We start from the raw sequence: 13,545 nt of genomic DNA on the forward strand, positions 1-13,545 counted from the left end.
CACATCGAGTTTGGGTGGGGTCGGCACCAGCGCCGTACTAGCGCACATGATGCGTGGCCTGCCCGAGCATCTCGGGGGTTACCACCCGCACACCTTCGGGCGAGATGTAGTAGTCACGCGCATCCGCCTCGTCGTCCACCCCGATCCGGGTCCCGTCGGGAACCTTGCAGGCCTTGTCGATCACCGCTTTCTGGATCACGCAGTCCTCGCCCACCTTCACGCTGGGCAGGATTACCGAGTCTTCCACCGTCGAGCCGGCGTTCACCTGCACGTTCGAGAACAGCAGCGAGTGGCGGATCGTGCTGCCCGAGATGATGCAGCCGCCCGACACCATGGAGTCGATCGCCATGCCCCGTCGATCGTCGTCGTCGAACACGAACTTGGCCGGCGGCAGCTGCTCCTGATAGGTCCAGATCGGCCAGTCGGAGTCGTACAGATTCAGCTCCGGAGTCACGCCGATCAGCTCCAGGTTCGCCTGCCAGTAGGAATCGATCGTCCCGACATCGCGCCAGTAGCCCTGGCGCACGCCCTGCTCGTCGCGGAACGGGTAGGCCATCACCTGATAGCGATCGATGATGCTGGGGATGATGTCCTTGCCGAAATCATGCGTGGAGAAGGTGTCATCCGCGTCCTTGATCAGCTGCTCGAACAGGAACTGCGTGTTGATCACGTAGATCCCCATCGAGGCCAGCGAGTGGGTGTTCTTGCCCGGAATGCTCGCCGGGTCGTCCGGCTTCTCGGCAAACGAGGTGATGCGGCCCGCGGCATCGACCCCCATCACCCCGAAGGCCTTGGCGCGTTCACGCTCCACCTCCAGGCAGCCCACCGTCATGTCGGCCCCGCTCTCCACGTGAAAGGCGATCATCTGGCCATAGTCCATCTTGTAGATATGGTCGCCGGCCAGGATCAGCACGTAACTCGGCGCATGCTGCCGAATGATGTCGATGTTCTGGTAGACCGCGTCCGCCGTACCCTGGTACCAGGACGTCTCGATACGCTGCTGCGCCGGCAGCAACTCGATGAACTCGCCAAACTCCCCGCGCAGGAAGCTCCAGCCGCGCTGGATATGCTGGATCAGCGAATGGGCCTTGTACTGTGTCAGCACCGCCACCTGGCGGATGCCCGAGTTGATGCAATTGGACAGCGGAAAATCGATGATGCGGAATTTGCCGCCAAACGGCACGGCCGGCTTGGCCCGCCAGAGCGTCAGCTGCTTCAGGCGGGAGCCACGACCCCCGGCAAGGATCAGGGCCAGCGTCTCGCGGGTCAGACGACTAACAAAACGTTGCGGTTGCGGATTCATGCACCCATCCTTGCGAAAGAAACCTCGGGGCCGTGACCCCGCCTAAACCTAGAGCGTGATTCGAGTATGACAACTGCCTCCAGCAAATGCATCACACCCGTTGCCGATACCCTGGCGCGTTTGCCGGAGGCGCGTCTCCATGATCCCCACAGCGTCCTCGGGTGCCATGAGCTGGATCAAAAGACTGCCTGCTACCGTGCCTGGCTGCCCCATGCCAGCGAGGTCTCGATCACACTTTCGGACGGATCCGGCGAATACTTCACGCCGAGTACCAAAATCCCCGGACTCTTCACTTGGCAAGGCCGAGCCAGCGCCCTCCCCAGGCACCCGGAACTGAGCTGGAAACCCGAGGACCGCAGCGACACCCTGCGAACCGTCGATCCGTGGAGCTTCGCACCGGACATCCCTTCGTTCGACCGTCACCTGTTCGCCGAGGGCCGCCACTGGCACGCCCACCGCATGCTCGGCGCCCATCCGCAAACGCGCGACGGGATCGACGGCGTGCGTTTCGCCGTCTGGGCGCCCAATGCCGAGCGCGTCTCCGTCGTCGGCGACTTCAACCGCTGGGACGGGCGCTGCCATCCCATGACCGTCCACCCGGGCAGCGGCATCTGGGAGCTGTTCGTCCCCGGCCTTGCCATGGAGACGCTGTACAAGTTTGAAATCCGCAACCGTGACCACGGCACCATCCACCTCAAGACCGACCCCTACGCCCGCGCCTACCAGGTGCGCCCGGAGACGGCCGCCCGCATCCAGCCGCAAAGCGAGTACGCCTGGGGTGATGACGACTGGCTGCAAAACCGCGACCCCGAGGGCTGGAAACACCGCCCGATGAGCATCTACGAGGTGCATCTCGGCTCCTGGCAGCGCAGCCCCGAGGGCCACTGGCCCAACTACCACGATCTGGCGGAACGCCTCGTGCCCTACGTCCGTGACATGGGCTTTACCCATATCGAGCTGCTGCCGGTCACCGAACACCCCTTCGACGGATCCTGGGGCTACCAGAGCACCGGCTTCTTCGCGCCCACCTCGCGTTTTGGCAACGCGGACGACTTTCGCTACTTCGTCGACCAGGCGCACCAGGCCGGGATCGGCGTACTGCTCGACTGGGTGCCCGGCCACTTCCCGCGCGACGAATTCGCCCTCGCTCGCTTCGACGGCACCGCACTGTACGAACACGAAGACCCACGCATCGGCGAACACCGGGGCTGGGGCACGCTGATCTTCAACTATTCACGTCCCGAGGTACGCAACTTCCTGCTCTCCAGCGCCCTGTGCTGGGTGGAGGACTTCCACATCGACGGCCTGCGCGTGGATGCCGTCGCCTCCATGCTCTACCGCGACTACGACCGCGAACCGCACGACTGGCTGCCCAACATCCACGGCGGCAACGAGAATCTCGAGGCCGTCGACTTCCTGCGCCACCTCAACGAGACCGTCCAAACCGAGCATCCCGGCGTCGTGATGATCGCCGAAGAATCCACCGCCTGGCCCGGCGTCAGCCGCCCGCCGTCCATGGGCGGACTCGGCTTCACCATGAAATGGAACATGGGCTGGATGCACGACACCCTGACCTACTTCGGCATGGACCCACTCTACCGCCACTACCACCACAACCAACTCACCTTCGGCCAGATCTACGCCTACAGCGAGAACTTCGTCCTGCCCTTCTCGCACGACGAAGTCGTGCACGGCAAACGCAGCCTGCGCGGCCGCATGCCCGGCAACGAATGGGAACAGTTCGCCAACCTGCGCCTGCTCTACGCCTGGCAGTGGCTCTACCCCGGCAAAAAGCTCCTGTTCATGGGCCAGGAGTTCGGCCAGGGCCCAGAATGGTCCGAGGACCGCGAACTGGACTGGTACGTCCTGCAGTACCCGCTGCACCAGGGCCTGCAACAGCTCGTGCGCGACCTCAACCGCGTCTACCGCGACCACGCCGCCCTGCACGGCCGCGAGTTCGAACCCGACGGCTTCGCCTGGCTGGACTGCGACGACGCCCAACACTCCACCCTCAGCTTCCTGCGCCGCGACACCCAGGGCCGCGAAAGCATCGTCGTCCTCAACCTCACCCCCGTCGAACGCGGCGCCCACCCCGTGCCGGCGCCTCATCCCGGCTCCTGGCGCGTCGTCCTCAACACCGACGCCCAGGCCTATGGCGGCGACTCCCGCGGCCCCGCCCACGCCCACGCCGAACCCATCGAGCGCAACGGCCACCCCGCCACGCTCTATCTCCACCTGCCGCCCCTGACCGCCCTCCTCCTGGAACCTGCCGATTGACGGCGTACGACTAGCGGACAGGCCCCAATCGGCCAGAGGGCTGGCCTCCTACAGAAGGTCTCGGGTTGCTGTAGGAGCGCAGCCCCCTGCGCGATGCGGCGTTGGACATAACCCCACCGCCTAAAGGCCGCCCACCTCCACGGCGACACCCCGCCCCGGTAGGAGCGCAGCCCCTGCGCGATGCGGCGTTGGACATAACCCCACCGCCTAAAGGCCGCCCACCTCCACGGCGACACCCCGCCCCGGTAGGAGCGCAGCCCCTGCGCGATGCGGCGTTGGACATAACCCCACCGCCTAAAGGCCGCCCACCTCCACGGCGACACCCCGCCCCGGTAGGAGCGCAGCCCCTGCGCGATGCGGCGTTGGACATAACCCCACCGCCTAAAGGCCGCCCACCTCCACGGCGACACCCCGCCCCGGTAGGAGCGCAGCCCCCTGCGCGATCACCCACACCCGACTACCACCAAACCCGCCCAACAAAAAAGGGCCCATCCCAGCAGGACAGGCCCTATTCACCCCCGACACAGAAAACGCGAACCGCTAGCCACGCCCCTCGACCAGCGCCTGCGTCTCGCCATCCAGCGCGCCCCAGTGGCTGCGCAGCCGCTCCGCCAGATCCGCCGGCTCCAGCAGGATCACCGGCATCGCCAGCTCCGCCGCCTGCTCGCGCGCCTCCGGCGCAAACCCCGCCAGACTCACATACATCCCGCGATCGGCACCCTCACGCCCCGAGGCGAAGGCCTCCAGCTCCGGCGCCTCCACCTCGCTGTCGTGATCCCGCGCCACCCCCACAATCAGGCGCGGCGCATCCGCACCGCCGCCCGCCGGGGCCACCACTAACTCCTGCCACACATCGCGACCGTCCGGCGGCGCATCCACCAGCACATACCCCATCCCGCGCAACAGCCCTTCGACCACACGCCCAATACTCGCCGTCCCAAACCCCGCCAGCCGCTCGGCCCAGTCATCCATCACAACGCCTCCAACTCAAACACCCCGCACGCTAATTCAAACTACGTCACAAAACCACCCATCCACATTCCCCAGATGGCTGTACCCCGCGTGCAAACCATCCATGTAGGAGCCCAGCCCCTGGGCGATCACCACGCCACCAATATCCCACCGGCCAGAGACTGGCCACCTACGCCAAACCCCACCCCCGTAGGAGCCGCCTCGGCGGCGAAGCCCCCGCCAACGCCCAATGAGGTCCAGGGCAGCCCACTGGGCCGCTGGCCAGGCAACTACCGACCACCTATAATTGAAAATATAAGTTTCCGACGTGAGGGCCGCACATGGGCCAGGTCACCATCTACCTCGACAATGAACACGAGCAGCGCCTCAAGCGGGCAGCCCGGTCCGCAGGCATCCCTGTGAGCCGCTACGTCGCCCGCCTGGTGGAAGAAAACACGCGCACCGAATGGCCGGACTCCATTCGCGCCATGGCCGGCCAGTGGCAAGACTTCCCAACGATCGAAGAGCTGCGCGACACCCCCCCGGACAGCCCCCGAGGGACACTGTGAAGTACGCCCTCGACACCAACACGCTCATCTATTTTTTCAAGGGGCAGGGCAACGTGGCCGAAAACCTGCTGGCCACAGCACCCGCGGATATTCAGGTACCCGCCGTCGTGGTGTACGAACTTCAAACGGGCATCGCCAAATCCAGCGAGCCCGACAAGCGCCAGCAACAGCTCGCTGAACTCCTCGACGTGGTCACCGTCCTCCCATTCGACAGAACCACCGCCGAACATGCCGCACGCATCCGGGCACATCTCGAACAACAGGGCACCCCCATCGGCCCCATGGACACCTTGATCGCTGCCACCGCCCTGGCCAACAGCGTCACCCTGGTCACCCACAATGTCACCGAATTCCAGCGTGTCCCCGATCTACCACTCGCCGACTGGTTCACCTGAAAGCAAAAGCCACCAAGGGGTTGCGAGGGGAAGGCAGACGGAGATCGGACTTTGCGATGGAGCCAGCGTCTCCGGCGACTCGGGGTCAAGTCCATCGCAATGGCCAAGTGGCGGGACCGCTACCTGGGAAAGTAACGCACGCCGGGGAGCCCCTCGAAATCCGCGTCCTGTGTCCAGAGCGTCGCCTCCCGGTCGATCGCCGTGGCATAGATGATGCTGTCCGCCAGCGGCAACTTCTTCTCGGCACCGATCCGTGCCGCCGACAACGCAAGCGACGACGTCAGCTCCACGACGAGGCCTTGCTGCATTAAGGAGACGCTGATTTAATCGCGCGTTCGCGCTCGAGTCGCTTTTGCGTGCGAACAAGGCGCGGCGACTGCCGTGCAGTCATTCTGCACAAGGGAGCCGCAACGCCGTTCCCGCGCAAAAGCGGCCGAGCCCCTGCATTGAATGGCTTGTGGGGTTGGTGCCCCCTGTTCCCCGATCCTGCGTTGCGGCCCTTGCCGGTAGAACCACTACCGGCTGCGCACCGCGCCTTGTCTCGGAAAACAGGGGGCACCAACGCGAACGCGCGATTAAATCAGCGTCTCCTTAAGGCAACCGCCTGCAAAGCCGCCCCTTAGTCTCGCTGCTGCAAAACACGCTTGAACACCTCATACAAGGCGATTACCGGGACGATCAGTGCCGAAGTCGCCTCGATCGGCTCTGCGAAACAGTCGGCATTCGCCCCGTTCGCGACATACTCCAGCCAGGCCGACGAGTCGACCACATTCACACACGATCCCCTTCTCGTGGGACTGATGGGTCAATTCCTGCGAGAAATCCACGCATCTCCTGCATCTTGCGCTCGGGAATCAACTCAATGCGGCCATCGTACGCAATCACCTGCACCTTCTGCCCAGCCCGAAGATGTAACGCCTCGCGCACCACCTTCGGTATCACCACCTGGTACTTCGGAGAAATCGTCAAAGTGTCCATGCTGCCTCCCGGATCGATCCAATAATCGTACTACGCCCCCTACATCGATCAAACTCCGAGGCACATCAACAGCATCGCTTCCTGTCTCCAAGCACCGGGACACCCCGATCACGCTGGATCACCCCGCTCCGCTCATCCCAGCCGCAGCCCAGAACCGCCTGCGAAGTGGGAGCGGGCTCGCCCGCGAAGCCTCCGTCAAACTCAACGCGGCCCCAGCGCCGCCACCGCCTTCCCAGCCGCAGCGAAGCGAAGAGCCGGGATCCCCCACACCAGCACAACACCCCGCGCCGGAAATACCACCCACCCAGAGATCCCGGATAACCGCAACGCGGTTTCCGGAATGCCCCCCGCTAAACCCCCTGTGGGAGCGGCCTCTGTAGTGGTCAAGCGATTTCGGACACCTCGATAGGAGGTTCGGCTGTCCATTTTCGCTCGTAGGCGTTGGGCGACAGGTAGCCCAGGGTTGAGTGCCTTCGGCGCTCGTTGTAGAAGCCGACGATGTAGTCGGTGATGTCCCGGGTGGCCTCGCCGTGATTGGCATAGTCCCGTCGCCAGACGCGCTCCGTCTTCAGGTTCAGGAAGAAGCGCTCGGCCACCGCATTGTCCCAGCAGTTACCCCGCCGGCTCATGCTGGCCCGGGCGCCGTGCTGCACCAGCAGACGCCGCCAGGCGTCGCTGGTGTACTGACAGCCCTGGTCGGAGTGCACCAGCAGCCCCGGCTCGGGTTGCCGGCTCTGCAGCGCCATGCGTAGCGCACTGCAGGCCAACTCGGCATCCAGCCTTCGGCTCATGGACCAGCCCACCACCTTGCGGTTGAACAGGTCCAGCACCGCCGCCAGATACGTCCAGCCGGTGCGGGTCCGGATGTAGGTGATATCCGTCACCCAGGCCGCGTTCGGGCGCGATGGCTGGAACTGCCGGTCCAGGTGGTTTTCCACCACCGGCGCGGTCGCATCCCGCTGGGTGGTCACGACGAACGCCCGCTTCCAGACCGGGCGCAGGCCCTGTTCCCGCATCAGACGGCGGACCCGGTAGCGGCCCACCGTCACACCGTCCGAACGCAGGGCGGCCTGCACACGGCGGCTGCCGTAGGTCCATTCCGACTGCTCGAACGCCTCCTTGACCCGTGCCTCCAGTGCACACGGCTGGCGCGGCCGCCGGCGGCGCGTCTGCGCCGCGTAGTAGCCCGACCGGTTCACCTCCAGCAGATCACACACCCGCTTCACCGGAGCCTTCTTCGCCAGCGTCGTGATGCAGCGAACCATCACAGCAGTTCCCGGGCGAAGAAGGCCGAAGCCTTTTTTAGTAGGGCCTTGTCCTCTCGCAGTCGGCGGTTCTCTTCCTCCAGCTCCCGGATCCGGCGTTGCTCCGGCGTCAGGGGGCGACCATCACCCGCCTCGCCGGATCGATCCGCCTTGAGCTGCTCGACCCAGCGCCGGACCGCCGTCTCGCCGACCCCCGTATCCCGCACCACCTGCGGCACACCCTGGCCCTCGTCCACCACCATCCGGGCAACCCGAAGCTTATACTCCGGATCAAAATTCCTGCGTCCCATATCGTCTCCTCGATCAGATCCTCATCATTCCACCGATCGAGGTGTCCACCAACATTAGACCAGCACACTCGGCCGCGAACGGGACACGAAAAAGGGACCGTCCCCTTTATCCCTGCACAACCTCGCCGACCCCATCCCAGCCCAGCACCCGCACAGCCTTCCGCTGGTGCTCGCCCTCGCCCCCGTAAATAAGCGTCGGCAAACGAGCCATATCGCCGGCCAGCGCGGTCCAGCGCTCGAGCCCGGTGAAAAAATCCCGGTTCAACGTCTGGCCTGACTTGATCTCCACCGGCATCAGGCCACCCGCCCACTCGATCAGCAGGTCGACTTCATTGCCATTACTGTCGCGCCAGAAGTGGAAGAGCGGCGGCTCGCCGCGATTGAGAAAGGCCTTTCGCAGCTCCGAAATCACGTACGTCTCGAACACCTGCCCGCGTAGCGGATGCACCACCAGCTGTTCCGGCGTCTGCACCCCCAACAGCCAGCACAACAGCCCGGTGTCGTGGAAATACAGCTTCGGCGACTTGATCAGCCGCTTGTTGAAATTCGCATGGTGCGGCCGCAGGAGAAACAGCACATAGCTGGCCTCCAGCACCGAGATCCACGCTTTGGCCGTGTTGTGGGTAATACCGCAATCGGCCGCAAGGGATGACAGGTTCAACACCTGACCACTGCGCCCGGCACACAGCCGCACAAAGCGCTGAAAGGCGTCCAGATCCTGCACCTGGAGCAATTGCCGCACATCCCGCTCCACGTACGCCGTGACATACGCCGGAAACCAGTGCCGTGGAGACACCGGCCGGTCATACAATGCCGGATAACCACCGGTAAACATCATCGCATCCAGAGCCGTTGGTGCCTGCCCGGCCTCCACCAACTCCGCATGGCTCAACGGCAGCAACTCCACAAACGCCGAACGCCCGGCCAGCGACTGCGAAATCCCGGACATCAACCCGAACTGCTGCGACCCCGTGAGCAGAAACCGCCCCATGCGTCCATCGCCGTCCACATGCGTCTGCAGATAGGAGAACAACTCCGGTGCCCGCTGAACCTCGTCCAGCACCGCCCCATCGGGGCACTGCGACAGAAACCCGCGCGGATCATCCAGCGCCAGCGCACGCACATCCGGATCTTCCAGGGAACGATACGGGCGATCCGCCATCACCGTGCGTGCCAGCGTTGTCTTTCCGGACTGGCGCGGCCCCGTGATCGTGACGATGGGAAAGCCGCTCAACAGCTCCCGGACCAGTGTTTCGGCAGTGCGCGGTATCATGCGCCTACCCTATCGCCACTTATGCACAATGGCAATCACATTTACAATTTCCATTCACCCATCATTCGCGGGCGAGCCCGCTCCCACAGAACCCCGGGCCCGGACCACCACCGCGCGAACACCCCCCGTGGGAGGCCAGCCCCCTGGCCGATAACCCACGCCCGACAACCCTCACCGGCCAGAAGGTTGGCCTCCCACACCGAATCCTGCCCCCTGTGGGAGCGGGCTCGCCCGCGAAGCCCCCGCCAAAGCCCGAAAACCACCAATGGCGCCACAGAACTTAACCCCGAACCCGATCCCCAGAACCCTTCCCCGTAACCGTCAAAACCAGATACCGGAAATAACTCACAAGCGTCAGCGACTCAATCATCTTCGCATCCATCTCGGCCAGCCTCTCGGGGTCCGACATATCGATCCCGTTCACCTGCGCCAGCCCGGTAATGCCCGGGCGCACCGCAAACACGCCACGCGCCTCCCGCGCCGCGATCAACTCCACCTGACTCACCAGACAAGGCCGCGGCCCCACCAGGCTCATCTCCCCCTTCAGCACATTCCAAAGCTGCGGCAACTCATCCAGCTTCGTTTTGCGCAGAAAGTGGCCCAAGCGCGTAATCGACGAAGCCTGCGCCAGATGCGTCGCCACCGACGCCGTATCCGGCCGCATCGTCCGAAACTTCACCAGCACAAACGGCCGCTGATACCGCCCCACACGCTCCTGCCGAAACAGCGGCGAACGCGCAACCCACCAAAGCGCAATCCACAACACCAACATCAACGGCACCGCCACAATCAACCCCAAAACCGACAGCACCACATCCAGAACCCGTATCAAGAAGCCTCCCCTCTATACCAACCTGCCCAACCTGTAGGAGCCCAGCCCCTGGGCGATAAGGGCTCAACCAACTCCCCAATCGCCGAGAGGCTCGGCTCCTACGCGGCCCAGAGTCACTGTAGATGCATAGTCCCATACCCCCGTAGGAGCCGCCTCGGCGGCGAAGCCCCTGCCAAAACCCGAAAACCACCAACCACCCCGTCATCGCGAGCAGCAAAGCGACTCGGCGATCTCCTCGGGCTACCGCGAGGCCACCCCATTACCCCGCCCGGCACACCACCCGCACCGTACATAGATCGGTCGAACTTCGACCGTATGCCAGGAAAACTCGACCAAGAACCCCCGGTCGTGTACACTGTACCCCATTGGCCGCAGACATAAGGACATGTCTCCACGTACCCCATGCCATTGAATTCATTGAAACCCCAACGTTTACTCGGCAATTCCAGACGATCGCGACAGATGACGACCTCAAAGAACTCCAGTGCACGCTGATCGCGCAACCCGACAAAGGGGACTTGATCCAGGGAACAGGCGGGCTACGGAAGGTTCGCATCGGGTTAGGCCAACAGGGCAAGCGTGGCGGTGGGGCGAGTCATCTACTTTCTGGCGAGTCCGCAGATCATCTATCTGATCCTGGCCTATCCGAAGAACGTGAAAGACAACCTCACCGCCACCGAAAAAGCAGCCCTGAAGGCACTGACCTCCCGGCTAAAAGCGGAAGCTCCCCGATGACCATCTACGACGAACTCCAGACATCACTACAGGAAGCCGTTGACATCAAGCAAGGCAAGAAAGCGGCCAGCCGCGTCACACGCCACGAAGTGGCGGACGTGAAGGCCATTCGCGCCCACTTGCACGTTTCTCAGGCAGAATTCGCCAAAGCCATGGGAACGAGCGTCGACACCATCAAGAGCTGGGAAGCCAAACGCCGCAACCCCACCGGACTAGCCGCCAAGGTCCTCGCCACCATCCAGGACAACCCGAGCTTCTTCAACGAAATCGCCGCACACTGACCCGAGCGACCCAAGGAACCTCCGCATCCCCCGTAGGAGCCCAGCCCCCTGGGCGATAAGACCCAACCAACGCCCAATCGCCGAGAGGCTCGGCTCCTACACGATCCGGAGCCACTGAGCTGCATGGGCCCGGCCCCCGTAGGAGCGGCCTCGCCCGCGAAGCCTCCGCCAAAGCCCGAAAACCACCAACCCCGTGGAAACAGTGCTCCGCGCACACAGCCGCCCCGGGCAGAACTTGCACGCCAGCCAGGCGCAGCGAGCGCGTCGATGGATCAATCCCTGGCTAGGCAGGCGGACCGGTTTCAGCCGAACGCCGGGCTCGCTCCAGAATCCGCGGCGCAACGAACAGCGCCACCATACCGAACAGGTCGAGTGTCCCAATAATGCCAGCCGCAACCGTACTGAAGGGCGCCATCGCAACCGCCGCACCCAAGCCCGCAACCGCAATGATCACTCCGTAGCGTTGGCCTCGGCGGTCTTTTTCGAAAGCGCCTTCCAGGCCGCGCTCCCGCACTCGGTGCGCGCATCTGCTCATCCACCGCCATCTGCACGATGGCGCGGCGAGTCGGCTCGTCAAAACGATTCAAGAGATCAGGGTGCGGCAATGGTCCGCTATATGATTCATGCCGCGTTGCCGCCATCACCAGCTCCGGTGGCCCGGCAACCAAAAGATCGGCGAGCCGCCGTTGCTCCTCCGCCGACAGGGAACCGGCCTCCAGCCTGTCCACCAATGCCACGAACGTACCGCCATTTTCGCTGGCGGCATCTGGCGGGTCCTCAGGCAGGCCCTCCGTCGGCCGATCGCTCATCCGTCATCTCCCTTCCCTGGCTGGATTCCACGCGCTCAATCCCTGCGCGCAACCGATCGCCCGCATAGGCCCAATGCAACGCCATACGCTGCTGTAGGGAACCAGCGGGCATAAATGCCGAGTAATCATGCGAAGGCCAAGAGTCCATCACCGACCCGGCGGCCAGCCACATCCTTCCAGTACTTCGCTGTCTCGTCTTCACCTTTTCACCACCATTGCTTCGATACCGGCCACAAGCCCATCTTGGCCCAGCCCGCCGCCACGTACAAATGCACCCGCCCCACCATCCACAACCCGCCCTCGCACCCGGCGTGCACCCTACATTGTGGGAGCGGGCCTGCCCGCGAAGCCCCGCCAAAGCCCGAAAGCCACCAATCACACCCTCATCACCAGCAGCCCCCCAACCACCCCGTCATCACGAGGAGCAAAGTGACGAAGCGATCTCCAAACGCTACCCGTTCTTCCGGCCCGCCCCCGTAGATACCGTGTCTCGGTCACTGGGTTCAACCGGTGCTGCAGCGAGGCTGATACGGCTGCTGAGACTTCAGCACACCGAAGGCGATATGGAGCAGCTTGCGCATCGCGGCGCCGATTGCCGCCATCTTCGCCTTGCCGCGCCGCAACAGCCGCTGGTACTGCGCCCGAACGTCGGCATTGTGGTGCGCGGCCGTGACCGCCGCCATGTAGAGCTTGCGTCGCAGGCGGCTGGAGCCGGCCTTCGCCAGCTGCGGTCGCCGCTGGACCGAGATGCCCGATTCCTGCTGGACCGGCACCAGTCCATGGAACGCCGCCGCCTGCCGAGCACTGGTGAACGCACGGCTGCGCAACGTCGCGGTCATCGAGGCCGATAACACCCGGCCGATCCCGGGGATGCTCTCCAGCAGGGCCCGATCCCGCTTCAGGTGGTCATGCGCGTCGAAGTGGTCGTCGATCTGCTGCTGGAGACGCCGGTGTTCCTCGCGCAGGGCCTCCAGCACGTTGCCGATCGACTCCTGGGCCAGCGCATCCTCACTGAACTGCGCCTTCTCCAGCCGGTTCTCCTCGCGCCGGATGTCCTGCTCCAGCGCCTCCAGCCGCCCCAGAAGACGCTTGAGTTCCCGCACCTCCGGGGGTTCCGGCTGCCACGGTGCGGGCGCGCGTTCGATGCCGTAACGCGCCAGCATCATGCTGTCCTTGCGATCCGTCTTGTTGCGCACCCCCATGCCCTGGGCGTGGAAGCGCACCTGGGCCGGGTTCAGCACATGGACCCGAACCCCCTGCTCATGCAGCCAGTAGGCCAGCGGTTCGTGGTAGATGCCGGTGGCCTCCAGATACACCTGAAGCGTCTCGGGCGCTTCACCCGTGTTGCGCTGCAGCCAGCGCAGCAACTCCGGGTACTGGTCCTGGCGGTTCGGGAATACCTTGGGCTTGACCTTGCCCGCCTCCAGATCCCGGACCCACATGCAGTCGAGCTTGTTCTTGCTGACATCAATGCCAATATGAGCCATCTCGTCCTCTCGCCTTGTCCGTACAGCCTCACCCGTCCGTCACGGAGGGGGGGCTTGGATACCGTTCAAACTTCGAGATGAAAACGGGCTCGGGGACCGA

At 64.2% G+C, this 13,545-nt stretch carries 12 protein-coding genes and 3 pseudogenes; 5 read left to right on the forward strand and 10 right to left on the reverse strand.

Annotated features, from left to right (window positions below; all coding sequences use genetic code 11):
• Nucleotides 1–37 precede the first annotated feature (37 nt).
• Nucleotides 38–1,303 carry a glucose-1-phosphate adenylyltransferase gene (glgC, locus tag TK90_RS07700; protein ID WP_012982918.1) on the reverse strand — a complete coding sequence of 422 codons (1,266 nt, stop codon included), beginning with the start codon at nt 1,301–1,303 and terminating at the stop codon, nt 38–40.
• 66 nt (nt 1,304–1,369) lie between these two features.
• Between glgC and glgB the strand changes: the two genes are divergently transcribed.
• Nucleotides 1,370–3,580: a 1,4-alpha-glucan branching protein GlgB gene (gene glgB / locus TK90_RS07705; RefSeq protein WP_012982919.1), complete on the forward strand. Its 2,211-nt coding sequence runs from the start codon at nt 1,370–1,372 to the stop codon at nt 3,578–3,580.
• A gap of 540 nt (nt 3,581–4,120) precedes the next feature.
• Here the strand turns inward: glgB and TK90_RS07710 are convergent.
• Nucleotides 4,121–4,552 carry a restriction endonuclease gene (locus tag TK90_RS07710; RefSeq protein ID WP_041444245.1) on the reverse strand — a complete coding sequence of 144 codons (432 nt, stop codon included), beginning with the start codon at nt 4,550–4,552 and terminating at the stop codon, nt 4,121–4,123.
• 320 nt (nt 4,553–4,872) lie between these two features.
• Between TK90_RS07710 and TK90_RS07715 the strand changes: the two genes are divergently transcribed.
• Both TK90_RS07715 and TK90_RS07720 read left to right on the forward strand, forming a co-directional pair.
• Nucleotides 4,873–5,100: a hypothetical protein gene (locus TK90_RS07715; protein WP_012982920.1), complete on the forward strand. Its 228-nt coding sequence runs from the start codon at nt 4,873–4,875 to the stop codon at nt 5,098–5,100.
• A complete protein-coding gene (locus TK90_RS07720) occupies nt 5,097–5,495 on the forward strand; it encodes a type II toxin-antitoxin system VapC family toxin (protein ID WP_012982921.1) in 399 nt (132 codons plus the stop codon). The genes TK90_RS07715 and TK90_RS07720 overlap by 4 nt, the downstream gene beginning before the upstream one ends.
• Nucleotides 5,496–5,614: 119 nt before the next feature.
• On the opposite strand, the pseudogene TK90_RS07725 reads toward TK90_RS07720, so the two are convergent.
• The 6 genes and pseudogenes from TK90_RS07725 to TK90_RS07755 all read right to left on the reverse strand — a co-directional run.
• Nucleotides 5,615–5,815 (reverse strand): annotated as a pseudogene (locus tag TK90_RS07725) (type II toxin-antitoxin system VapC family toxin); the annotation flags it as partial.
• A gap of 299 nt (nt 5,816–6,114) precedes the next feature.
• Nucleotides 6,115–6,270: a hypothetical protein gene (locus tag TK90_RS07730; RefSeq protein WP_371190816.1), complete on the reverse strand. Its 156-nt coding sequence runs from the start codon at nt 6,268–6,270 to the stop codon at nt 6,115–6,117.
• Complete coding sequence (locus TK90_RS07735) at nt 6,267–6,473, reverse strand: AbrB/MazE/SpoVT family DNA-binding domain-containing protein (protein WP_012982922.1); 207 nt, start codon at nt 6,471–6,473, stop codon at nt 6,267–6,269. Before TK90_RS07735 ends, TK90_RS07730 begins: the two co-directional genes overlap by 4 nt.
• 383 nt (nt 6,474–6,856) lie before the next feature.
• Nucleotides 6,857–8,028, reverse strand: a protein-coding gene (locus TK90_RS07740) for an IS3 family transposase (RefSeq protein WP_148216238.1) whose coding sequence is annotated in 2 segments (ribosomal slippage) — nt 6,857–7,770 and nt 7,770–8,028 — 1,173 coding nt in all. Because the reading frame shifts where the segments join, the coding sequence is not laid out codon by codon here.
• A 106-nt stretch (nt 8,029–8,134) separates the two neighbouring features.
• Nucleotides 8,135–9,301, reverse strand: coding sequence for an ATP-binding protein (locus TK90_RS07750; protein ID WP_012982923.1), 1,167 nt, complete (start codon nt 9,299–9,301; stop codon nt 8,135–8,137).
• 280 nt (nt 9,302–9,581) lie between these two features.
• Nucleotides 9,582–10,133: a sugar transferase gene (locus TK90_RS07755; RefSeq protein ID WP_012982924.1), complete on the reverse strand. Its 552-nt coding sequence runs from the start codon at nt 10,131–10,133 to the stop codon at nt 9,582–9,584.
• A gap of 377 nt (nt 10,134–10,510) precedes the next feature.
• On the opposite strand from TK90_RS07755, the pseudogene TK90_RS07760 reads away from it, so the two are divergent.
• A pseudogene (locus TK90_RS07760) lies at nt 10,511–10,868 on the forward strand (type II toxin-antitoxin system RelE/ParE family toxin).
• Nucleotides 10,865–11,149, forward strand: coding sequence for a NadS family protein (gene nadS, locus TK90_RS07765; protein ID WP_012982925.1), 285 nt, complete (start codon nt 10,865–10,867; stop codon nt 11,147–11,149). The pseudogene TK90_RS07760 and the gene nadS overlap by 4 nt, the downstream one beginning before the upstream one ends.
• Before the next feature lie 283 nt (nt 11,150–11,432).
• On the opposite strand, the pseudogene TK90_RS15510 reads toward nadS, so the two are convergent.
• A pseudogene (locus tag TK90_RS15510) lies at nt 11,433–11,958 on the reverse strand (DUF2335 domain-containing protein).
• Nucleotides 11,959–12,461: 503 nt separating this feature from the next.
• A complete protein-coding gene (locus TK90_RS07770; RefSeq protein WP_012982926.1) occupies nt 12,462–13,445 on the reverse strand; it encodes an IS110 family transposase in 984 nt (327 codons plus the stop codon).
• Between the last annotated feature and the right edge of the window lie 100 nt (nt 13,446–13,545).

Origin of the sequence: Thioalkalivibrio sp. K90mix, from assembly GCF_000025545.1 — a bacterium.
In the GTDB taxonomy this organism is placed as follows: Bacteria; Pseudomonadota; Gammaproteobacteria; order Ectothiorhodospirales; family Ectothiorhodospiraceae; genus Thioalkalivibrio.

Coding starts and splice junctions, on each gene's coding strand:
- TK90_RS07750 (WP_012982923.1), bottom strand. CDS start 9,301: ATGATACCGCGCACTGCCGAAACACTGGTCCGGGAGCTGTTGAGCGGC.
- glgC (WP_012982918.1), bottom strand. CDS start 1,303: ATGAATCCGCAACCGCAACGTTTTGTTAGTCGTCTGACCCGCGAGACG.
- TK90_RS07715 (WP_012982920.1), top strand. CDS start 4,873: ATGGGCCAGGTCACCATCTACCTCGACAATGAACACGAGCAGCGCCTC.
- TK90_RS07770 (WP_012982926.1), bottom strand. CDS start 13,445: ATGGCTCATATTGGCATTGATGTCAGCAAGAACAAGCTCGACTGCATG.
- nadS (WP_012982925.1), top strand. CDS start 10,865: ATGACCATCTACGACGAACTCCAGACATCACTACAGGAAGCCGTTGAC.
- TK90_RS07735 (WP_012982922.1), bottom strand. CDS start 6,473: ATGGACACTTTGACGATTTCTCCGAAGTACCAGGTGGTGATACCGAAG.
- glgB (WP_012982919.1), top strand. CDS start 1,370: ATGACAACTGCCTCCAGCAAATGCATCACACCCGTTGCCGATACCCTG.
- TK90_RS07710 (WP_041444245.1), bottom strand. CDS start 4,552: ATGGATGACTGGGCCGAGCGGCTGGCGGGGTTTGGGACGGCGAGTATT.